We start from the raw sequence: 23,348 nt of genomic DNA on the forward strand, positions 1-23,348 counted from the left end.
AGAACAGATAGTATTAGGAGGTCATTTTATGCAAAAACAAACTAACGCCCAGGGAGACTGGGTTCAAATGGTTGACTCAATTGGTAACTTTTTAGCACCTAGTATGGCAAAAGATCATCCGAACTTGCCAGTGAAAAGTGCAGAAGGTTGCTACTACTACGGTGTGGATGGCAGAGAGTATTTAGATTTCACTTCAGGGATTGCAGTTGAAAACGTTGGCCACCGGCATCCGAAAGTTGTGCAGGCCATTAAAGATAGTGCGGATCATTTAGTTCACGGACCGTCTGGCGTCATTATATATGAATCGATTTTAAAGTTGGCTGCGGAGCTGCAAAAAGTATTGCCTCCAAACCTTGATAATTTCTTTTTTGCGAACAGTGGAACAGAAGCGATTGAAGGAGCACTCAAGCTTGCAAAATATGTTACGAAGCGACCATATGTTGTTTCCTTTACAGGGTGTTTTCATGGACGTTCGATTGGAGCGCTCAGTGTTACAACCTCGAAGAGTAAATATCGAAAACACCTTCAACCTTCATGGCTTGCCTACCAGTTGCCCTATGCACTTCCAGATTATCTACCTGAAGGAGAGGATCCAGATGTGTATTTCGCTGAAAAACTAGAACGGGATACGAAGGAACTGTTTAGTCATCAAGTTGATCCGGAAGAAGTTGCATGCATGATCATCGAACCGATCCTCGGTGAAGGTGGTTATATCATTCCTCCTGCATCGTGGCTGAAAAAAATTAGGGAAATCTGTGACCGCCACGGGATTTTACTAATCTTTGATGAAGTTCAAACTGGATTCGGGCGTACCGGAAATTGGTTTGCGGCTCAAACATTCGACGTAACACCGGATATAATGGCGGTGGCGAAAGGGATTGGTGCAGGCTTACCACTCAGTGCAACGATTGCTTCAAAAGAATTGATGGATCAATGGCCACTAGGAGCACATGGTACCACGTTTGGTGGAAATCCAATTGCATGTTCTGCAGCACTTGCTTCATTAGAAATCATTAAAGAAGAGAAATTACTGGAGAACGCCCAAAAGATGGGTGCCTATGCAATGGCAAAGCTACTTGAGATGAAGGAAGAATCATCTATCGTTCGGGATGTACGGGGAGTCGGACTAATGATTGGCATCGAATTAGGTGATCCGAAAACAGGAATTGCCTCTGGGGAAGTAGTAATGGAAGTTCTCGACAAGTGTTTGGCTGACGGTGTTTTGTTCTATCTTTGTGGGAATTCGGGTGAAGTAATTCGAATGATTCCGCCACTTACAATCACAAAGGATCAAATTGATAAAGGTATTGATGTATTGAAGACTGCCATTCAATCAGTTTCAAACTAAAAGGGGGGGAAAGCCATGTCTGTTGCGTTCAAAGGGGAGAACACTAGCTCTAAAAGTGCTGTTTGGAAGTTTTTGATTCCATCACTTATTGGTATATCACTATTTTTAGTACCGATCAAAATGAATGGGGAAGTTACAATCGGGGTTGGGGTTCTCGCATCGATGCTTCTTAAAGGAGCTGGGGATTATATTCCTCACTTCATATTGATACTGTTAGGCGTTACAGTTGCATTCACACTTTTAACAGTCATATTTAAGCCGTCAGTGATTGTCAACCGACCATTTTTTAAAAACGTATTCCTAGTCGGTTGGTTCGGTATTACAACTCGAGTATTCGGTCTGGCGGTTGGAGTTATGGCTTTCTTTAAGATTGGACCAGAGTTCATTGCTTCTCGTAACACGGGTGGGGTCGTGTTATATGACTTAGCTCCAGTTTTATTGACATGGTTCTTGTTTGCAGGGATTCTACTTCCACTCTTAGTTGAATTTGGTCTCATGGAGTTTGTCGGTGCTTTGCTGAAGAAAATTATGCGGCCGTTATTTACACTACCTGGCCGTTCATCCATTGATACCATGGCATCATGGATGGGAGCGGGGACAGTTGGTGTGTTAGTGACGATGAAACAATATGATGAGGGATATTATACGAAACGGGAAGCAGCTGTCATTGCGACTACGTTTTCAATTGCTTCGGTGGCATTTTCGCTGGTAGTCGCAAACGTTGCGAATATCGGTCACATGTTTGTTCCATTTTATATTACTGTTTCTATTGCAAGTGTAATCGCAGCAATCATTATGCCTCGTATTCCACCGTTGTCCCGTAAGGAGGATACGTATTATGAGCCAGTAGGTCAAAGAATCGATGAAATCCAACCTGAAGGTGTTTCTAATATCCAATGGGGATGGAGACAGGCATTGGATAAGGCAAGTACTGCAAAAAGTCCAATGGGATTAGCGAAGGATGGTATTCAGACAGTATTAGATATCTGGTTAGGTTTAATTCCACTTGTAATGAGTCTGGGTGCACTTGCACTAATTGTTGCTGAATTCACACCAGTTTTTAGCATCATTTCGTATCCTCTTGTCCCGATATTAGAACTTATGCAATTACCACAAGCGGCTGAAGCAGCACCGACGATGTTAGTCGGATTTGCAGACATGTTTTTACCTGCAGTAATCGGAGGATCGATTGACGCAGAAATTACACGGTTCGTTGTAGCAGCACTTTCGTTAACACAATTAGTCTACATGTCTGAAATTGGAATTCTTATATTACGTTCAAATATTCCAGTATCAATTGTTGATCTGTTTATTATCTTTCTAGAGCGCACGATTATAACGTTGCCGATTATTGTGCTGATTGCACACCTATTCATCTTTAACTAATAAAATAAGCTTTATCGGCCCAGTTGGAAGTTGAGCTGAGTGCGATAAAGCTTTTTAATCTTCATTCAAAAAGGGGAGTAGGAAAATGATTACTACAGCAGAAATACAACCGGTGTTTGAAAACGTGTTAGAACGAAAAGCATACGAAAAGATTCGCAGAGAAGCGTTCGATTACATAGCTAGAGGTGCGGGCATTGAAGCAACGATGAAAGAGAACCTTCAAGTTTTTTCAAAGTGGAAAATCAGGCCGCGCGTTTTGCGAAATGTTACCAAAATAGATCTGTCATGTACTGTTTTCAATGAAAAGCTGTCTTCGCCGATTCTGTTCGCACCTATTGGAGTACAGCGTATTGCTCACCCAGAAGGAGAATTAGCCTCAGCAAGAGCAGCTAAAGCAGTAAATATCCCATTTGTCGTCAGCAGTGCATCATCTTTTTCGATGGAAGAGATTACGAATGAGTTAGGGGATGGTTCACGTTGGTTTCAGCTATATTGTTCGCTTGAGGATTCGATAACAAGGAGCCTCGTGCAGCGAGCTGAAGCGAATGGCTATTCTGCAATTGTCGTCACTGTAGACACTCCGATATTGGGCATTCGTGAAACGGATGCTCACAATCAATATTCCCCATTAGAAGAAGGAGAAGGGTGTGGGAATTATTTAACTGACCCCGCATTTTGTGCATTACTAGAACATTCACCTGAGGAAGATATGGAAGCGGCTTTACAAAAACAAATTGACATTATCGACCAGCCAGGACTCGATTGGAATGAGCTCAAGAAAGTTCGGGAGATGACGAATTTACCGATTTTGTTGAAAGGAATTTTACATCCTGAAGATGCAAAGTTAGCCCTTGAGCACAATATTGATGGTATTATCGTTTCTAATCATGGCGGAAGACAGTTAGACCAGTGTATGGCTTCATTAGATGCCTTACCCGATATAAAACAAATCGTACAAGACCGTATTCCGATTTTACTAGATAGTGGAATCCGAACAGGGGGCGATGTATTCAAAGCACTCGCACTAGGTGCAGACGCAGTCTTATTAGGTCGCCCACTCATCTATGGACTAGCTATTAGTGGAGAAGAAGGAGTAAAACAAGTAGTTCAGAAAATTCTTCACGAACTCGAAATCTCCATGGCGTTAGCAGGAGTTCGAACAATTTCAGAAATCAATTCTGATTTTCTCTTTAAGGGTTAGATGAGAAGTCTTTTATACCACGAAAGATTAGCGAAGTCGCTAAATAATAGAAGCTCCGTTGTTTGAAGTGGAAGATCGCGACTCCGGAGGGATACAAAAGGAAACAACCTAAGTTCGCCGCATCGTCGGCAACGGTTGCATGACCTACATACTGTAGGCCAGCGTCCATCTGAAACGTAAATCAACACCGTTTAATCACCCATAATAATTAACCAATTTAAAAAGCTGTCCCAAAAAGTCAATTCATGACCTTTTGAGGCAGCTTCTTTTTTTATTAACCTTATTTAACCATATAGCCCCAACGCATTGCGAACAATGTCCCGAAAATCGTGACGAGTCCAACAAACAAGGCGTAAAGGATATTCAAATACAGCGTCTTGCTCTCTGCATTTTCTTTCACGTGCATGAACAGGAACAGTTGCAATCCTGCTTGTACAAGAGCTGTAACAACGAGAATCGTCATTCCTGCAGCAAATGATAAGTCAAAAAGTACTGCTACAAGTGCTACAAGTGATAGTAATAGGGAGAATAAGAATCCCATGACGTGCTGTGCTGGAAAAAGTTGTTTCATCTTACATCAGTCCTTTCAAGTAGACGAAGCTGAAAATGAAAATCCAAACAACGTCAAGAAAGTGCCAATACAAGGAGAAGATGAACGACTTATTCGTAGTTTCTGGTGTAAAGCCGCGCTTTTTGATTTGTAGTAAAATCGAGCCACCCCAGAGGAGACCAAATGTTACGTGCAATCCGTGTGTTCCAAGTAGTGTGAAGAGGGCAGATAGGAATCCGCTTGTCTGAATTGTTGCGCCTTCACCGACGTAAGTCACGAATTCATAAACTTCAACACCAAGGAAAGCAGCACCAAGAACAAGTGTGATGCCGAAGAACGTCATCATTGGTTTTTTCAATCCAAGGCGCATCGCATGTACACCGAGACCAATCGTGAAACTACTAGACAAGAGAAGAATCGTTTCAATCATGACCGGACTTAGATGGAACAAATCAGATGCAGTAGGTCCGACATTCGTATTGCCTTGTAGTGTGAAATACACTGCAAAAAGAGTAGAGAAGAGGGCGATTTCCGCCCCCAGGAAGATCCAGAATCCAAGGATTTTCATTTTGTTTTCATCGGTACTATATTCCATTGGTACTGAGTGATCAATTTTCATGCTGTTCACCTCGCAATGCTTTTTCTGTTCGTTCGATTTCTTCCACAGAAATGTAGTGTCCATGATCTTTTTCGAAAGTGCGGTAAGCTAGCGTACCTAAAATCACAACTCCGAATACGATGGCAGGAATCCACCAACTAAATACCATGAAGAAGCCCCAGAAGAAGAACGCAGCCCCCATGATAATTGGAACACCACTGTTATTTGGCATGTGAATTGGTTCGTACTTACCAGTCGCCAGTGGTTTTCCTTCTTTCTTGGAGAACCAATGAGCATCTAATCGATCCACAGTAGGGATCAATGCAAAGTTGTATTCTGGAACTGGGCTGTGAGTGCTCCATTCAAGTGAGCGAGCATCCCATGGATCGCCATTCGTATCGCGAGGACTATAACGCACACTGTAGTAAATATTGTATACGAGAATGATGAAACCGACAGTAAGACCTAATGCGCCTACCATAGAGACCATGTTAAGAGCTCCATAGCCTGTACTTTCGGAATACGTATACATACGGCGTGTCATTCCGTTCAATCCAAGGATGAACAGTGGGAAGAACGTTACGTTAAAGCTAACTGTGATAAACCAGAATGCCCATTTTCCTAATTTTTCGTTCAGGCGGAAACCAAACACTTTAGGGAACCAGAAATGGAACCCGGCGATGACCGCAAATACTGTACCTGGTATCAGTACATAGTGGAAGTGAGCAACTAAGAACATTGTATTGTGATACTGATAGTCAGCACTTGCCATCGCAAGCATGACACCTGTTACTCCACCAATGGTGAAGATTGGAATGAACGCAAGTGAATACAACATAGGTGTCGTAAAGCTGATCTTACCTTTACGTAACGTGAACAACCAGTTGAATATTTTCACTCCAGTTGGTATTGCTATGGCCATCGTTGTAATTGAGAACACACTATTAACCATTACGCCATGACCCATTGTATAGAAGTGGTGGGCCCAAACGACGAAGGATAGCAGTGAAATTGCAACCATACTGACAACCATCGATTTATAACCGTAGAGGTTCTTGCGTGCAAATGCGGAAATGATTTCACTGTATATACCGAATGCTGGTAAAACTACAATATACACTTCAGGATGGCCCCAAACCCAGAACAGGTTAGCCCAAAGCATGTCCATACCGCCACTTTGCATGGCGAAGAACTGCGTGCCAAACTGACGATCGAGTGTCATCAATGCAAGTGCCACTGTCAAAACAGGGAATGCAAACACGATAATGACATTAGTGATCAAGACTGACCATGTAAACATCGGCATTTTCATGAGTGTCATACCAGGTGCACGCATTTTCAGAATCGTTACCAAGAAGTTAATTCCCGTTAACAGTGTACCTATACCTGCAATTTGAAGAGCGATTGCATAATAGTTATTCCCGACAGTCGGGCTGAACTCTAGACTTGCAAGTGGGAAGTACGCAGACCAACCAGCATCTGGTGAACCACCGATAACGAACGAAATATTGAAAAGCATAGCTCCAGAGAAGAATAACCAGAAGCTAACTGCATTTAATCGAGGAAATGCAACGTCGCGTGCTCCAATTTGAAGAGGAATCACAACGTTCATTAATCCGATGATGAATGGCATCGCCATAAACAGAATCATAATAACCCCGTGTGTTGTAAAAATCTCATTGTAATGCTGACCGTCTAGCAATCCATTATCAGGAACTGCTGTCTGAGCACGCATTAGGAGTGCATCAACACCTCCGCGGAATAGCATCAGTAGTGCAGCAAGAATGTACATGACTCCGATTTTCTTGTGATCAACCGTAGTTAACCAGTTCGTCCAAAGCCAATTCCATTTTTTAAAGTATGTGAGCGCAATCGGTATTGCGAGAGATACCACAACAATACTTACCATCGCTGCGTAAATCATCGGTTCCCCGGTTACGAAAAATTCGTCCCATTTCATATCATTGAACTCCTTTCGTTTGTAAAGTAAGTGAATGGAAGGTTGGATTTGCTAGGCATGCACTTAGTGAGCATCATGATCCATATCCATATCCATATCCATATCCATATCCATATGTTCTTCGTGCTGATCATCAGTGGATGTAGTCCCACCATGGTTGTGTCCGCTATCTTCCCCTTCAGGAGCGGGTTTGAATTCAAGGTGGTTTGAGGAATAAGTCTTACGACCGACGTGTTCAGCTTCTAACAAATCGTCGAACTCATCTTCTGTTAGTTTAGGGGCAGTTGTTTTCACATCATTCACCCATTCTTTGTAATCGGCATCTGACAGTGATTGAGCTTCAAATTCCATTTTGGCAAAACCTTCACCACTGAAGTTCGAGTTTTTCCCGATAAATGAACCAGGGACATCCGCAGACATATGGATGGTATTCACCATGTCACTCATCGCATACTTTTGACCAGCGAGTTGTGGAATCCAAAAACTTGTAATCGGTCCGAAAGAATAAAGTCGGAACTCAATTGGACGGTCAGCAGGGAAATTCACATAATTTACAGTTTCGATTCCCTCTTCAGGGTAACTGAAATGCCATTTCCAGTTGGAGGAAGAAGCATAGATAACAAGTGGCTTTTCATCTGCATAAGCGACAGATTTTTGCTCCACTGTACTAGTGGTAGACACGGTAACAACCGAAAGAATTATTACGATGACGACCGGAATGGCTGTCCAAATGATTTCTAACCATTTGTTTCCTTCTTCGTGTGGTGGTTCGTAATCGTCGTCTAGTTTTGAAGCACGATACTTCACTAGAACAACTGTGTAAAGTACATAAACAACGAGAAGGATACCTGCCATCATTGCGATAGAGAACAGGATTGTGCTCGATAATGTCCTAGCTTGCGGACCTTTTGGATCTAATATGAGCAGTGGGTTGTCACAACCGGCAAGCAAAATGGCTGTAATAGAAAATAGCGTTAGGGCTATCCACTTTTTTTTCATGATAGAACTCCTCTCAAGGGTGAAATGGTGACAATGGAAGTCAATTTAGTTAACCGTTAAAATATATTCAAATAATTAAAAACGGTCTGTATTTTTCATGAAAATGTAAACGACTTCCGTGCGAACTTTATAATAGTACCCTGAAACCTAGATTACAATGCTCAAGTGAGTATGTCACAAAAGGTTCTTATCTGTTTTGATTCATGAGCGAACTAGTTGCACCCCCCATTAAATGGGTGATATAATAATTAAGAATTTGTCTAATGAAGTTATTAGAAATATAGGTTTTTTTAGGCAAGTCGGAGAGTTATGAGGATTTAGAAGTGACAAGGATGTCCATTTTTAGGCAAACAAAAACAGCTTTTCTTTATGCGTTAAGCAAAAGAAAAGCTGTTTTATGTATCAACGTCATCTTGAAAAGTCTGTAGGTTGAGTTGTGCTTTCAAAATCAGTTGACAACCTCGTGAGTAAGTTCTTCATCTTTAAAGTATAAGAAGTGTTCTTCGTCTAATTCATTTATACGTTCCTTATTCAAGCCAGCAGCTAGATGTCCTTCGAAAATTGTTTCCCACCAAGTATCAGTTGTTGTCATCATTAGTTCCTCCCTTAAAGAATGTGGTTGGTTGCTTGTTATACACTCTTTACCCAAACTTTAATTAGCTCAAAACGTTCTTCTAAAAAAAGCTCCGATAGTCCTGCAACTAAATTCTAATTTTGTAGGACTGCCTGATGTGGTTAGTATATGAATCGACAGGAGTTGCTAACCTGCGTATTTTGTCGGAATTAATGAAAACGAAAACAGATCCTTTTGAATGATTGACTTTTAGACAGCTTTTTGTTATTTGTAGGTTGGATTTTTGCTTAACATTCGAAGGGCAGTTAAGATAGAAGAAACTGCTTAAGAGGAGGAACGTCCATGAATTTTACATCTCAAGACGTAGAATCAATAATTAAGCGTCAGCATGCTTATTACTTTTCAGGGGTAACTCGTTCTGTTGAATTTAGAAAAGAAATGCTAATCCGTTTAAAAGAAGCGATTCAAGCAAACGAACAAGATATCGAAAAAGCGCTCTACAAGGACTTGCGGAAAAATCCTTTTGAATCATATGTAACTGAAATCGGATTTGTTCTTTCAAGTATTGGTCATGTGCTGAAACATTTAGATGAATGGATGGAACCAGAAATAGCAAAAACACCATTGTATTTACAACCAGGGAAAAGTTATGTACTCCGTGAACCGTATGGATCGGTTTTAGTAATTGGACCGTTTAATTACCCGTTTCAACTAGTCATTGAGCCGGTCATAGGTGCTATAGCTGCTGGAAACTGTGTAGTTGCAAAGCCATCTGAAGCAGCACCTCATACTGCTGCAGTTGTTAGAAAAATACTGGAACAGCAATTTCCACCCGAGTATGTTTGTGTAGTAGAAGGTGCAAAAGAAGAAACTTCAGCCTTGATACATGCCCCGTTTGATTCAATTTTCTTTACCGGCAGTGTTGCGGTAGGCAAAATTGTTATGAAAGCGGCATCTGAACGTCTAACCCCCGTAACTCTTGAACTAGGTGGTAAGAGTCCTGCAATTGTAGATCAAACAGCAAATTTAAAAATAGCTGCTGAACGGATTGTATGGGGAAAGTTCTCGAATGCGGGTCAAACGTGTGTTGCACCAGATTATGTAGTGGCACATAAATCCATTCAGGAACAACTACTAAAAGAAATTAAAAAAGCCATTCGCCGATTTTATGGAAAAGATGCATCCTCAAGCAAGGATTACGGTCGAATTATTAATGAGAAACAATTCGAACGGCTTCAAACTATTCTTGAAAAAGAGCAACCTTTTGTAAGTAGTGGTGGAACTACTGACAGAGCTGACTTATATATCGAACCGACTGTCCTAGAAGGTGTTCATTTTGACAGCCCTTCTATGGAAGATGAATTGTTCGGACCGATCTTGCCTGTACTTGAGTATGAAAACTTAGGGGCTTTGTTGCATAAAATTCGTAAAATGCCAAAACCACTTGCTGGATATATGTTTACTGAAAATGAGGAAGCCGCTACATACTTCACAGAACAGTTGCCATTTGGAGGAGGATGTATCAATGATACGATTTCTCATGTTGGCAACATTCACATGCCATTCGGAGGAGTGGGATCTTCAGGACAAGGTAATTATCATGGAAAAGCAAGCTTTGATGTCTTCACCCATGAAAAAGCTATGATGAATCGTAGTACTGCGATTCCGATGAGAGCTGCTTTTCCTCCATACGGTAATAAGCTGAAATACATTAAACCGCTGATTCGTTAAGAACAGCGGTTTTTCTTTTGATTCGTTAATTCAACCATGACGTAGCAACAAAAAAAACGTATAATGAATGTATTGCCTAAAAAAGCAGATGGTCGAAAATCGAAAATGGATCACTGTAAGGTACGGCTGAACGGAGGAGTACAATGAATACAAAACAATTATTGGCGGTTTTGCCAGTTAAACGTGAGGTAGGGGTACTACCTGAACAAGTAACAGATTTAACAACAGACTCTCGAGCTGTCAGTGCAGGAGGATTATTTGTCTGTATCGAAGGCTTTACAGTAGATGGCCACCAATATGTTAGACAAGCAGTCGAATTAGGCGCAAGGGTCATCATCGCTTCCAAACCAATAGAAGTCGATCTTGATAAAGTGGCGGTGGTGTACGTAGAAAACACTTCTAGAGCAATTAGCTTACTCGCTTCTGCTTGGTGTGGCTATCCATCTAAACGAATGAAAATGATCGGGGTAACAGGGACGAACGGAAAAACGAGTGTAAGTAATATCATTCATGGCATCCTAATGGGAGTTGGTGAACGTTCAGCTGTCTCAGGGACAATCGGGTTCAACTTGGATGGCGTATTGTATGAAACAGAAAATACTACGACGGACGTGTTGACAACACAAAAGATGATTGCTCGTGCAGCAGAAGAAGGTTGCGACACGATGACGATGGAAGTTTCTTCTCATGGTCTCATAGAGGGACGGTTAGCAGGAACAGAATTCGATATTGCCATCTTCACGAACTTGACACATGATCATTTGGATTTCCACGGAACGATGGAGAACTATGGTAATGCGAAAGGTCTTCTGTTTGCTCAGCTTGGGCAAGATTTACAACAACATAAAGTTGCCGTGTTGAACGCAGATGATAAGTGGCACACTAAGATGAAGGAGATGACATCCTATCCTGTGCTAACTTATGGAATTCATGCGGATGCAATGTTCTCAGCTTCAAATATCGACCTTCGAACAGATGGAAGCTCGTTTACGCTACACTCGCCAGAAGGTGAATGGGAAGTAGAAATGCGAATGATTGGTGAGTTTAGTGTATCCAATGCGCTAGCTGCGATTACTGCGCTCTACGCAAAAGGACTTGCAATACCAGATATCTTAGCGCCACTCCGTTTTCTCGCGCCTATTAAAGGGCGAATGGAACGAGTGGAAACTGAACTGCCTTTAACAATCTACGTGGACTATGCTCATTCTGCAGATGCGATAGAAAAAGCGATCGATGCCATACTGCCGTATAAATCAGCAGAATCAAAACTTATCTTTGTCATTGGTACAGGAGGAAACCGAGATCGGAAGAAACGTCCAGTGATGGCTGAAAAAGCTTCAGCTGCAGATTACGTGATTTTAACGACCGACGATCCAAGAGACGAACCGTATGACTCCATAACATCTGAACTTGCAGCAGGAATGACCCATCAACAGTTTGCATGTATAGGAGATCGCGAAGCTGCCGTACGACATGCGATTGAAATTGCTGATGAAGGCGATATTATTATCTTTGCAGGTAAAGGACATGAAGATTATCAAATTATCGGTTCAACAAAATATCCACATTCAGATGCAACGATTGCACTTGAAGAGGCAGAAAAGAAATTTGGTAAAGGCTTGATCGGCAGCTAAATGTCGGGCTCATATATGAAGGAGAATAAGTAAATGACTAAAAATATGCAAGAAGAAATTGCTTCAAGACGAACGTTTGCCATCATCTCTCACCCAGATGCCGGGAAGACGACAATGACAGAGAAACTACTCTATTTCGGTGGTGCCATTCGAGATGCCGGAACAGTTAAGGGAAAGAAAACTGGTAAGTACGCAACGTCCGACTGGATGGAAATTGAAAAACAACGTGGTATTTCGGTAACTTCATCTGTTTTGCAATTCGATTACGATGGAAAACGGGTTAATATTTTGGATACACCAGGACACGAAGACTTTAGTGAAGATACCTATCGAACACTTATGGCAGTAGATGCGGCGGTTATGATGGTCGACTCAGCAAAAGGAATCGAGCCTCAAACCATCAAGCTCTTCAAAGTTTGTCGTATGCGAGGGATACCCATTTTCACGTTCATGAACAAAATGGACCGTCAAGGTAAAGAACCGCTTGAGTTAATGGAAGAACTAGAAGAAGTTCTTGGCATCGAGTCCTACGCAATGAACTGGCCCATCGGTATGGGGAAAGAGTTCATGGGGATTTACGATCGTTACAACAATCGCATTGAACAAGCCCGTGTTGTAGGGGAAGATAAGTATCTTGAGTTAGACGACGAAGGTCAACTGGCTAAACCTCATCCAATGATGGAAACCTCTTATTACAAACAAGCAGTGGAAGATGCATTGTTGTTAGAAGAAGCTGGAAATTCTTTTGATGAAACCCGCGTTGCAAAGGGCGAGCTAACGCCGGTATTTTTCGGAAGTGCTTTGACAAACTTTGGCGTACAAACATTTTTGGAGACCTTTTTAAACTTTGCTCCCGCTCCACAACCTCGTATAACAGAGAACGAGCAATATGTAGACCCTATGACGGATGAATTTTCTGGTTTCATCTTTAAGATTCAGGCAAATATGAATCCAGCTCACCGGGACCGGATTGCGTTCGTTCGAATTGTGTCTGGTTCGTTTGAAAGAGGAATGTCAGTAAACATACCTCGTATAGGGAAAACAGTAAAGTTATCACAAACAACTCAGTTTCTTGCAGATGATCGTGAGACAGTGAATGAAGCTGTAGCAGGAGACATTATCGGATTGTATGACACAGGGAACTATCAAATTGGAGATACTGTTGTTGGTGGCAAATCTACCTACCAATTCGAAGCGTTGCCACAGTTCAACCCAGAATTATTCGTCAAAGTTACGGCAAAGAATGTCATGAAGTCGAAACACTTCCATAAGGGAATTTTACAGCTTGTTCAAGAAGGGGCTATTCAGTATTACAAAACACTTCACACTGAAGAAGTCATTCTTGGTGCGGTAGGTCAGCTTCAATTTGAGGTATTTGAGCACCGTATGAAAAATGAATATAACGTCGAAGTCCAAATGGAGCACATTGGCTCAAAAGTTGCGCGTTGGATTGAAAACGAAGCAGACGTAAAGGAATCTATGACTGGTCCACGCTCTATGCTTGTAAAAGACCGTTTTGATAACTTAGTCTTCTTATTCGAAAACGACTTTGCAATGCGTTGGTTCGGGGACAAATTCCCAGATATTCGTTTATATAGTTTGTTATAAGCATTGTCCTACATTGAAAACTCGTTACATATTTATGTACGAGTTTTTTTACTATCATAAAATTTTTAAACGTTCTGTTTGAACTCAAGCGACGTATTGCATATGATGAAAGTACTGTATTACAGACAAAAGGGGACGCGCACATGAAAATAAGCGATTTTTCGATTAAACGCCCGGTGTTTACAATTGTTACGATGTTTTTAATTATTATCTTAGGGGCCGTATCATTTCTAAAAATACCCGTTACGCTCATACCAGATTTAAATCCACCTGTCGCAGTGGTCGTTGCGAATTATGGAGGGGCATCTCCAACAGAAGTAAGCGAAAAACTAACAAAACCATTAGAAGAAAGTCTTTCCACAGCACCTGGATTAAAGACCTTGCAATCTACTTCCCAAGAAGGTGCTACCTTAGTATTCATGATGTTTGATTGGTCTGCCGATTTAGATGATGTTCAACTAGATATCTTGCAGCGCATTGACCAGGTTCCTGTACCTGAAGGTGCGGATAAACCTCGTTTCATGAAGTTTGATCCTTCTCAATTCCCAGTTATTCAACTCTCACTTAAAACAGACTCTGATGATATTGATATTCGGAAGATAGCGGAGGAATTGGAAACAGAATTACGTCAAACTGAAGGTGTCGCAAGTGTCAGCGTATCCGGTAAACTTGTTGAAGAAATTCAAATCGTATTAGATGAAAGTAAACTAGAAAAGAACGGACTCACTCAAGCGGACGTGTTACAAGCAGTTCAAGCTTCGAATGTAACGATGCCAGGTGAGCCAGTTAGTGCCTCGGGTGGCAAACAACTTACTACGCGTATCATCAGTACCCTCAACTCAGCAGATGATGTGAAAAATGTCATTATTGGTCCAAACCCTGTAACTGGGAAGCGAATGTATGTAAAAGACGTCGCAGCTGTCACCCTCACAGAAGCAAATAATGGGACGTTAACTCGTGCAAATGACCAACAAGCCGTGTTACTCTCAGTCCTCCAGGAATCGGGAGCGAATACTGCTGAAGTGTCCAAGTCTTTCAAACAATCCTTAGATCAGATGTTAGACGAAAAACAATATAAAGACGTAGATGCGGATATATTATTTGACCAAGGTGATTATGTAAAATTGGCTATTAATAACATTGGTCAATCACTCATTCTGGGTGGTCTCTTCGCCATGATCGTTCTTTTCTTCTTCCTACGGGGAATTAGAAGCCCGATAATTATTGGCGTTGCAATTCCTTATTCTGTTATTGTGACATTCGTGCTAATGTTCTTTGCGGATTTCTCGCTCAATATTATGACGTTGGGTGCGTTAGCCCTCGGTATCGGAATGCTAGTGGATAATTCCATTGTCGTAATTGAAAATATTGAACGACACCTTGCTATGGGGAAAGACCGAAAAGTCGCAGCTAGTGAAGGGGCAAAAGAAATTAGTGGGGCAATCATTGCATCCACATTGACGACACTGGCTGTTTTTGTTCCAGTCATTTTCATTAGTGGATTGATCGGACAAATCTTTACTCAATTTGCGTTGACGATCTCATTCAGTTTATTTGCATCATTAGTTGTTGCATTGACTGTTGTGCCAATGATGGCGAGTCGCATGTTACGTAAACCACGTCGCAATGTAGAAGCACGTAGACGTCGCTCGAAAACACTCAGTACATTTGAGAAGTCCATCAAGTGGTCTTTAGGTCATCGATTCCTTATTCTAGTCATGACGGTAGTTTTACTTGGCGCTAGTGCATTTGGTTTGTTTAAAGTAGGGACGGAATTTTTACCGTCTACTGATGAAGGTTTCTTCAGCATTAATGTTGAACTTCCAAATGGATCTTCACTAGAAACAACGAATGAAGCAGTTAAAAAAGTAGAAGATGTGTTGAAAGAACAAAAAGATGTCGATGTATATGTCAGTCTAGTTGGAGGAACCCAACAGTCCATGGCACAAGGAGGTTCACAAGCGGATACGGCTGAAATGTATGTAAAGCTAAAACCACTAGACGACCGGGAACGCTCTGTATTCGATTTCATGGATGATGTAAAGCCCAAAGTGAACAAAGCAATTGGGGATACTGCTGAAATTAGCTTCAACGTACAAGCGGCTGCAGGTTCAAATCCAAATACGTTGACATTCGCTATTGAAGATACAAACGAGACCCGTTTAAATGAAGCAACTGAAAAAATAGATGATGCTCTTACTAAAGTGGATGGTGTGACGGATGTATCCAATAACTTGATGGATACAGTAGAAGAAGTTCAAGTAACTGTCGATCAAAAGTTAGCTGCTGATTTCGGTTTAGCCCCATATCAAGTGGCTCAAACGATTACAGACGTTACACGAGGTACATTTGCGACTCAAATTGTCGATGAAAATGATCAAGTATTGACGGTGAATGTCCAGTATGACAAAAAGTTTTACAAAGATACGGGTGCTTTAAGAAAGATTAAGCTCCGTACACCAACAGGGCAGTTTGTTAAGTTAGGGCAGATTGCGAAAATCGATATAGCTGAAGGTCCTGTTGCCATTCAACGAGTTGACCAGGCTCACTCTGTTTCTTATGAAGTGAAGTATGAAAATGATAAATCACTTGGAGAAATGACGAAATCCGTGAACGAGGCAATTGACGAACTCAAGTTGCCGGATGAAGTGAAGATGTCCTACAGTGGAGACCGCGAGCTCTTTGAGAGTGCAGCAAACGATATGCTGCTTGCACTTATACTTGCAGTAGTTCTCGTTTACATTGTTATGGCAGCTCAATTTGAGTCGTTTAAATACCCATTTGTTATCATGTTCTCTGTTCCGTTAATGGTGATTGGTGTCGCGATTGGTTTGTTTGTGACGGATACCCCTATAAGTGTCACTTCGATCATTGGTATTCTTGTGTTAGTAGGAATTGTTGTGAACAACGGAATTGTCCTTGTGGACTACATTAACCAGCAAAAGGCTGCTGGTATGAAATCGTATGATGCAATCGTCATCTCTGTTAAAAACCGGGTGCGTCCGATTCTTATGACAGCTCTGACGACAATTCTCGGCCTGTTACCACTTGCACTTGGTATCGGTGAAGGTACAGAAATAAACCAACCGATGGGAATTGCCGTAATTGGTGGGCTCATCAGCTCCACGTTCCTAACACTCTTTATCGTACCGATTATTTATAGTCTCTTCGATAAAGAAACAAGAAGACGTGCACGTCCAACGACATCTGTGGATAACAATAAAGATTGATAGAAGTTGACTTAAAAGCAGAGGAGAAGATCCCTCTGCTTTTTTGTATGGAATGAATAGGACAATCATTCATAGAATGTACCGATTTCTCATATAATGTGAGTATCTGCAAAGGAATGTTTTATTTGAAAAAACAGCAGCTACAAAATACGATTCTCCTTATTGGTATCGATTGTGTCGAAACTAAAACATCGAGAAGAAACTTATTTGAAAAAGCGGATGTTTAGTTTACAGAACAGCTGATGATCAGTATAATAAAGGGAGAAAAGTACCTAACATATGAATGTCTTTGACGTTTGTCAAAGGGGAGTAGCTATAGGGAAACCTATTTCATAGTCGTCAATACATGGTGGCAAGCCACCATCGGTTATGATAGCTGGATTTTTTTACAAATTCCGACTTAGCGAGACCTTTGCCTTTTATTAGGTGAGGGTTTTTTTGATTGAAAAAAAGGGAGGAATTTTTGTTGGAAAGTATTTTCTTTGAATACGCGTGGGTATTACTTGTACTAATTGTTTTGGAAGGCCTTCTTGCAGCAGATAATGCAGTCGTTATGGCGGTTATGGTGAAACATCTTCCAAAAGTACAACAACAGAAAGCATTGTTCTACGGACTATTAGGGGCATTTGTTTTCAGATTTACAGCTCTGTTTTTCATCACGTACCTTGTGAATTATTGGGAAATTCAAGCACTAGGTGCAGTTTACCTATTGTATATTTCGGCAAAGAATATTTACGACCAAAAGCATCATAAAAATGCCGATCCGACAAAGAAAAAACGGAAAGAGTCTGGTTTCTGGGTTACTGTATTGAAAGTGGAACTTGCGGATATTGCGTTTGCACTAGACTCCATGCTTGCAGCGGTAGCACTTGCAGTAACCCTGCCAGAACTAGGTAACTTCCATATCGGAGGCATTAATGGTGGACAATTTACCGTCATGCTGGTTGGTGGAATTATCGGTCTCATTATGATCCGATTTGCAGCTCGCCAATTTGTGACATTACTTGAGAAGTTTCCAGCACTTGAAACAGCCGCATTCCTTATTGTTGGCTGGGTAGGTGTTAAACTTGCTGTAATGACACTTGCACATCCTAATGTTCAAATTCTCGATACAGAATTTCCACACTCTCTTACGTGGAAACTTATTTTCTGGTCTGTCCTTGCAGCCATCGCATTAGGCGGTTATTTAACTGCTGTTGCAAGTAATAGAAAGACATCTAAGTAACGATACTAAAACTGTCCAATGTGAGAGATGTTTCTTGCGCTGGACAGTTTTTTTATTTGTGCACACCATAACTAGGTAGATTTTAATTTCGAGGATAAATGGGGTGACTGAAAATGAAACTAGCAGCCAAAACTATAAGAGAACCTAATTTTTCTGTCAGGATAAAATCGAATATGGTATGATTATGTCCTCCTGAAGGAAAGGATCGGATACAAAAAATGAAATTTAACCGTGATAGTTTACGCAAATTCACACCAGCTCAATTAATTGTGTTTTATTATTTTTTAGCCATTGCATTTTCATTTCTATTGTTGAATCTTCCAGGCGTTTATAAACCCGGTGTGAAGGTTTCTTTTATCGATAGTTTATTCACATCTGTAAGTGCTGTCAGCGTCACCGGATTGACGCCGATTAGTATCGCAGGTACGTATACAGTTTTCGGACTATGTATGCTAATGCTCGTTCTGCAAATAGGTGGAATCGGTATTATGTCAATAGGCACGTTTTTCTGGTTACTCGTAAAAAAACGTATTGGGTTGCGTGAACGACAGCTCATTATGGTGGATCATAATCAGTACTCACTCGCCGGAGTGGTGCAATTGATTAAACAAATTGTACGGATTATTTTTCTCATTGAACTAATTGGTGGAATTGTCCTGACCATTTATATTATGCCTCTCTACGATAGTTTTTCTGACGCTCTTCTAAATGGAATGTTTTTATCAGTTTCTGCTACAACGAATGCCGGATTCGACATTACAGATGCGTCCTTGCTGCCGTATTTCAATGACTACTTTGTACAATTTGTTATTATGGTGTTAATTATTTTAGGTGCGATCGGATTCCCTGTTCTTGTAGAGGTGAAAAGTTTCTTTTCAAAAAAGATTCCGCATTTTCGTTTTTCACTTTTTACCAAAATTACGACATCTACTTTCGGAATACTATTGGTAGCAGGTGCGGTATTGATCTTTATTCTAGAGTCATTTCATTCTTTTAAAGGAATGTCTTGGCATGAAAAGATCTTTTCTTCTCTATTTCACTCTGTTTCAGCACGATCTGCAGGTTTAACGACGTATGATATCACTAGCTTTAGTGATGCGACGGATATCGTAATTAGTTTATTGATGTTTATCGGTGCATCTCCAAGTTCAGTTGGTGGGGGAATTCGAACTACGACATTTGCAATTGCTGTATTATTTCTTATTAACTTTGCAAAAGGAAAAGATGTTATTCACATTTTTAAACGTCGTATAAAGCTTGTCGACATTTTTCGTTCGTATGCCGTCATTTTGCTAGCGGGCTTCATGGTTATGACTGCACTTCTCGTTATGTTAATTACGGAGCCTGGAGTCCCTGTGGTCTCATTGTTATTTGAAATAACCTCTGCATTCGGAACGTGTGGAATGTCTCTTGGAATTACTGCGGATTTATCTGTACCCGGTAAGGTTATTATTATGGCGCTCATGTTCATTGGACGAGTGGGGCTAATTTCTTTTTTATTCACATTAGGTGGAAAAGTAAACAAAACCTCTTTCCGTTATCCAAAAGAACGTGTAATAATAGGGTAGTAGGAAATAAATGGAGGATAATATTTTTGCTGAAAGATCAATTAAATGATTATATGTTTCTTTGAATAACCTTGTATGGAAGAAAATTCGTGCAATATAATTCTAAAGACCTATATAACGAGTTGTGGAAATATGGAATAATCTGAATTATACACTTTGGACCGTTTATTTATGTAAGTTATAACATATGGTGCTATTTCATATCTTGTCTAAACAGTCTCGGGAGGGTAAACAATGCTTGAACAATTAGAAAATGTGAATAGTTATGGCTCACTTTTCGTTACCGACAAACGTCACCCTTGTATTTTGGTCAGTATGGATGGTGTCATTGCTGAGGCAAATTTCTTGTTTTGTAAGAAGTTTTCGTTGGGACAAAACGATAACTTTTTATCGTTACTCAAAAGAGATGGTTTACGCAGCTGGAATGACTTTAAGCAAGAATGCACGGAAATAAAAGAAATTATATTAGATAATTTCGCACTGGTTTCTGAAGGAAATGTTGAGTGTTTATGCAAAGCTCATATAATTTATTTAAACCAAACACAGCAAGCTATCGTTACATTTATGGTACCGGCGGTTTGTACAGAACTACCATTAGCTGATTATTTAGGGTGCTTTACGCATGCCTCAATGTTAACGATGATTGTCAATCGTGAAGGTAACATTATTGATGTCAATAATCGAGTGAATGAATTATTTAACTTAACAAGGAATGCGGTTATTGGAAAACGTGTGCAATCGTTGTATAGAAAGTTCAACACACAAAAGAGAAATGCAGAGGCCCAGTATGAAGCATATATAAAAACACTTCACACTATCGGGGAAGTCACTATCAAAGAACGATTTGAAGATGAACCGAATACGATTCAGTTTTTTGAGATTCGTGCTGTGTATAACAGCGATAGCGACTTGTATATCGTGGAAATACAGGATTGTACAGAGATAGAAATGCTTCGCAGAAAGTTGGATCATTCCGGATCTTTGTCAACAGTAGGTCAAATGGCAGCAAGTATTGCACATGAAATTCGTAATCCGATGACGACGTTAAAAGGATTTGTGCAATTGATGGAAGTCACCGCAACAGGAGATACAGCAAAATATTTGTCCGTCGTGGATGACGAGCTGAAACGGATGGAAGCGATTCTGAATGAAATGCTTATGCTATCAAAACCTTCGGAAGAAAAAATTTCAGAGTTCTCTTTAGGAGTTCTAATTACAAAAGTGCTAGAAATCATGAAGCCAAAAGCCATGTTTGAATCGATTCACATTGACTGGCAAGATGCTTCTTTCTGCAATTCGATGATCTATTCAAATGCAGATAAAATCAAGCAAGTTCTTTTGAATATCTTTAAAAATGCATTCGAGGCTATGGAACCAGGAGGAATTTTGACCCTGAAACTTGAAAAGGCAGAAGGGACCGCATTTACACTTTCCGTTACCGATACAGGAAAAGGTATGACTCCGTTACAGATTAAAAACATATTCATGCCTTTTTTCACATCAAAACCAGAAGGAACAGGTCTAGGACTACCATTTGTTCTAAAGACAATGGAAGATCTAGGGGGAGCAGTAGCGGTTTCAAGTGTGGCAGAAAAAGGGACAACATTCACTTTAGTATTTCCGCAGCATTATTTGGAGAGTTGTGTAATAGTGGAGCAATCCTCAGCTAATTAATAATTCATATTAGATCAATTTTGACGAATTGGTATTCAACCAACTATACTAATTTCATAGATTAAATTGGAAAACAGCAGGTGAATAATTTATGGGGAAAGCAAACGAACGCGCACTAAAATTATTTGTAGTCCTATCACGGGCAAATAAAGTGCTGCACGAAGAGACGAATCGACTAATCTCATCTAAAGGGTTGAATCCGACTGAGTTTGCGGTTCTCGAGTTGTTGTACCACAAAGGAAAACAGCCTATCCAAAAAATTGGAGAAAAAATTTTAATGCGTAGCGGTTCAATGACCTATGTCATTAACAAACTGGAGTCCAACGGTTACTTACAACGAGAAGTCAATTCTATCGACAAACGCGTAACGTATGTAGAAATTACTACTCAAGGCGAACAGTTAATGGATGCATTGTTCCCTGGGCATGCAGAGAATATTACTCGATTACTCTCATCGTTGACGGCTGAGGAGCAAGAACAAGCGACAGGTTTGCTTCAAAAGTTAGGAGTATCCATTCGTGATTTGTCATCAACAAAAAGCTGAACAGCAATTTGCTGTTCAGCTTTTTGTTGATGTCTTATTTTGGTTGAATCGTTTCAGCCATTTTCAAATATTCTTCATAGTAGCTCTCATCGTTGTTATCATACATCATGACCCGAACGATTAGCTCTCCTTTTTGGAAAATCATTGCTGTAATGGGACCATCAGCTGAAGTTACACGATATGCCTGCACTTTTTCTAGTTCTTTGCTAGTTGGAAGTTTTGTCTCGTCTGTCAACTCAACAGGAGACGCATCTGTACTTGTAGCAGCAAGTGTTTCTTTCATGTTTTCAACAGCTTTGTCAAAATCAGTTTCAGTAGCTTGCATTGTTCCGATTACCATAAACTTGTCTTCATGTTCTTTCAGATAAAGAATGTCACGACCAGGCTCTTCACTCGTCAATTCATAAGTTGGGAGCACTTGCATTTTAAAGGGTTGCTCATCGCTCTCTGTTTCCACAGCATCTGGTAACGTCGCAACCTCATTAGATTCACTACTGTCTGCTTCGGAGTTTGAATCACTAGTTGAATCTTCTTCTGTCGCTTCATCTTCTTCACTTGTAGCGTTCTCATCGGTAGACTCTGTTCCCTCTGCTTCACCAGATTCACCATCAGTAGATTCAGTTTCATTTGTGCCAGTATCAACAGTTTGATCAGTATTTTCAATGGACTGCTTATCAGAGTCCTCTTCGCTTGTATCGGTTCCACAAGCAGCTAATAATAGTGAGGCAGACAATGCTGTGTAAAGTAGTTTTTTGTTTTTCATACGGTCAACTCCTCCTTACTCAATGTGACGCAAATTTGCAAAAAAAGTTTCAATTTTCTTTTTTATGAAGGATTGTGTAGCGCTTATGGTTCACAACTGTTTTTTCTTCAAGACCAAGTTCCTCAAAGTTTTCCATAAACGTTAAGTTCACAATAACCGAGTTATCATTCACTTTTTCTACAATCCCCTGTAAACCATCCTTAAATTCAATAATGGTTCCCACCTCTGCAATATTCAACTCTTCCATTTCATCCATCTGATTCAACTCCTTCTGCAACTGATTAAACCTATTATACTTAACAAAAGCAATACAGGTAAAGTATCATGAAATGAGAGAATGTACAAATTATTATTGTTTCGACAAGTATTTGTCGTGAATTGTCGAAAAGTTTTGACACAACTTTTTTTACTTTATGTTACTATATATTAAGCTTTGTTATTAATCGTGGGAGGGCTTCTCTATGGATAATCTGGAATATAAAATTGAATTCATTCGCAGGGAACTCTTGAAAACTGCAGAGGAAAAAGGTCTATCCTCCAATGAGACGGTCAATCTGAGCGTTGAATTGGATCACTTATTAAATATCTATTCATACGATGAAAAGAGTGCTGTTATTAAAAATAGTAGTATAGAGAGAAAAGTACAAATTAAAAGTGAAAATTTTGGCTGAATGTGTTTAGAATTCTGCCGAAGGGGGATACTACAATTGAACACAGCAACATTCTCATTTCCCCCTTTTGATGACGGTCCTTTC

General features: G+C 40.4%; 19 protein-coding genes. 12 read left to right on the forward strand and 7 right to left on the reverse strand.

The window, feature by feature from the left end:
- Positions 1-28: 28 nt before the first annotated feature.
- The 3 genes from M3197_RS03465 (at position 29) to M3197_RS03475 (ending at position 3,935) form a co-directional block, all read left to right on the forward strand.
- Positions 29-1,348, forward strand: a complete 1,320-nt coding sequence (locus M3197_RS03465; protein ID WP_285851070.1) for an aspartate aminotransferase family protein — start codon at positions 29-31, stop codon at positions 1,346-1,348.
- A 15-nt stretch (positions 1,349-1,363) separates the two neighbouring features.
- Positions 1,364-2,734 (forward strand): YjiH family protein, encoded by a 1,371-nt coding sequence (locus M3197_RS03470; protein ID WP_251658620.1) that lies wholly within the window; start codon positions 1,364-1,366, stop codon positions 2,732-2,734.
- 85 nt (positions 2,735-2,819) lie between these two features.
- The gene (locus tag M3197_RS03475; protein ID WP_251658621.1) at positions 2,820-3,935 is read left to right on the forward strand and encodes an alpha-hydroxy-acid oxidizing protein; all 1,116 of its coding nucleotides are present in this window, start codon (positions 2,820-2,822) and stop codon (positions 3,933-3,935) included.
- A 280-nt stretch (positions 3,936-4,215) separates the two neighbouring features.
- On the opposite strand, the gene qoxD is transcribed toward M3197_RS03475, so the two are convergent.
- From qoxD to M3197_RS03500, 5 genes are all read right to left on the reverse strand, one after another.
- Positions 4,216-4,506, reverse strand: coding sequence for a cytochrome aa3 quinol oxidase subunit IV (qoxD, locus tag M3197_RS03480; protein ID WP_039042054.1), 291 nt, complete (start codon positions 4,504-4,506; stop codon positions 4,216-4,218).
- A gap of 1 nt (position 4,507) precedes the next feature.
- The gene (gene qoxC, locus M3197_RS03485; RefSeq protein ID WP_251658622.1) at positions 4,508-5,104 is read right to left on the reverse strand and encodes a cytochrome aa3 quinol oxidase subunit III; all 597 of its coding nucleotides are present in this window, start codon (positions 5,102-5,104) and stop codon (positions 4,508-4,510) included.
- Positions 5,094-7,043: a cytochrome aa3 quinol oxidase subunit I gene (gene qoxB, locus M3197_RS03490; protein WP_251658623.1), complete on the reverse strand. Its 1,950-nt coding sequence runs from the start codon at positions 7,041-7,043 to the stop codon at positions 5,094-5,096. Before qoxB ends, qoxC begins: the two co-directional genes overlap by 11 nt.
- A gap of 63 nt (positions 7,044-7,106) precedes the next feature.
- Positions 7,107-8,042 (reverse strand): cytochrome aa3 quinol oxidase subunit II, encoded by a 936-nt coding sequence (qoxA, locus tag M3197_RS03495; protein ID WP_251658624.1) that lies wholly within the window; start codon positions 8,040-8,042, stop codon positions 7,107-7,109.
- A gap of 448 nt (positions 8,043-8,490) precedes the next feature.
- Entirely contained in the window at positions 8,491-8,634 is a 144-nt protein-coding gene (locus M3197_RS03500) for a hypothetical protein (protein WP_251658625.1), read from the reverse strand.
- A gap of 324 nt (positions 8,635-8,958) precedes the next feature.
- Here M3197_RS03500 and M3197_RS03505 point away from each other — a divergent pair, with 324 nt between their 5' ends.
- The 8 genes from M3197_RS03505 (at position 8,959) to M3197_RS03540 (ending at position 21,830) form a co-directional block, all read left to right on the forward strand.
- On the forward strand, positions 8,959-10,347 hold the full coding sequence (locus M3197_RS03505; protein ID WP_251658626.1) for an aldehyde dehydrogenase: 1,389 nt from the start codon (positions 8,959-8,961) through the stop codon (positions 10,345-10,347).
- Between the two features lie 143 nt (positions 10,348-10,490).
- On the forward strand, positions 10,491-11,981 hold the full coding sequence (locus M3197_RS03510; protein ID WP_251658627.1) for a UDP-N-acetylmuramoyl-L-alanyl-D-glutamate--2,6-diaminopimelate ligase: 1,491 nt from the start codon (positions 10,491-10,493) through the stop codon (positions 11,979-11,981).
- Between the two features lie 33 nt (positions 11,982-12,014).
- Complete coding sequence (locus M3197_RS03515) at positions 12,015-13,589, forward strand: peptide chain release factor 3 (RefSeq protein WP_251658628.1); 1,575 nt, start codon at positions 12,015-12,017, stop codon at positions 13,587-13,589.
- Between the two features lie 143 nt (positions 13,590-13,732).
- Positions 13,733-16,819, forward strand: a complete 3,087-nt coding sequence (locus M3197_RS03520; RefSeq protein ID WP_251658629.1) for an efflux RND transporter permease subunit — start codon at positions 13,733-13,735, stop codon at positions 16,817-16,819.
- A gap of 466 nt (positions 16,820-17,285) precedes the next feature.
- A complete protein-coding gene (locus M3197_RS03525) occupies positions 17,286-18,044 on the forward strand; it encodes a TerC family protein (RefSeq protein WP_251658630.1) in 759 nt (252 codons plus the stop codon).
- A gap of 218 nt (positions 18,045-18,262) precedes the next feature.
- Positions 18,263-19,612 carry a TrkH family potassium uptake protein gene (locus M3197_RS03530; protein ID WP_251658631.1) on the forward strand — a complete coding sequence of 450 codons (1,350 nt, stop codon included), beginning with the start codon at positions 18,263-18,265 and terminating at the stop codon, positions 19,610-19,612.
- A 234-nt stretch (positions 19,613-19,846) separates the two neighbouring features.
- The gene (locus M3197_RS03535) at positions 19,847-21,286 is read left to right on the forward strand and encodes an ATP-binding protein (protein WP_251658632.1); all 1,440 of its coding nucleotides are present in this window, start codon (positions 19,847-19,849) and stop codon (positions 21,284-21,286) included.
- Positions 21,287-21,377: 91 nt separating this feature from the next.
- On the forward strand, positions 21,378-21,830 hold the full coding sequence (locus M3197_RS03540) for a MarR family winged helix-turn-helix transcriptional regulator (protein WP_251658633.1): 453 nt from the start codon (positions 21,378-21,380) through the stop codon (positions 21,828-21,830).
- 34 nt (positions 21,831-21,864) lie between these two features.
- Here M3197_RS03540 and M3197_RS03545 read toward each other — a convergent pair whose 3' ends face one another.
- The gene (locus M3197_RS03545; protein ID WP_251658634.1) at positions 21,865-22,593 is read right to left on the reverse strand and encodes an MSCRAMM family adhesin SdrC; all 729 of its coding nucleotides are present in this window, start codon (positions 22,591-22,593) and stop codon (positions 21,865-21,867) included.
- A gap of 49 nt (positions 22,594-22,642) precedes the next feature.
- A complete protein-coding gene (locus M3197_RS03550; protein WP_251658635.1) occupies positions 22,643-22,849 on the reverse strand; it encodes a YkvS family protein in 207 nt (68 codons plus the stop codon).
- Positions 22,850-23,054: 205 nt separating this feature from the next.
- Here M3197_RS03550 and M3197_RS03555 point away from each other — a divergent pair, with 205 nt between their 5' ends.
- Positions 23,055-23,264 (forward strand): aspartyl-phosphate phosphatase Spo0E family protein, encoded by a 210-nt coding sequence (locus M3197_RS03555; protein ID WP_251658636.1) that lies wholly within the window; start codon positions 23,055-23,057, stop codon positions 23,262-23,264.
- Positions 23,265-23,348 lie beyond the last annotated feature (84 nt).

Origin of the sequence: Sporosarcina aquimarina (genome assembly GCF_023715615.1) — a bacterium.
Taxonomy (GTDB): Bacteria; Bacillota; Bacilli; order Bacillales_A; family Planococcaceae; genus Sporosarcina; species Sporosarcina aquimarina_A.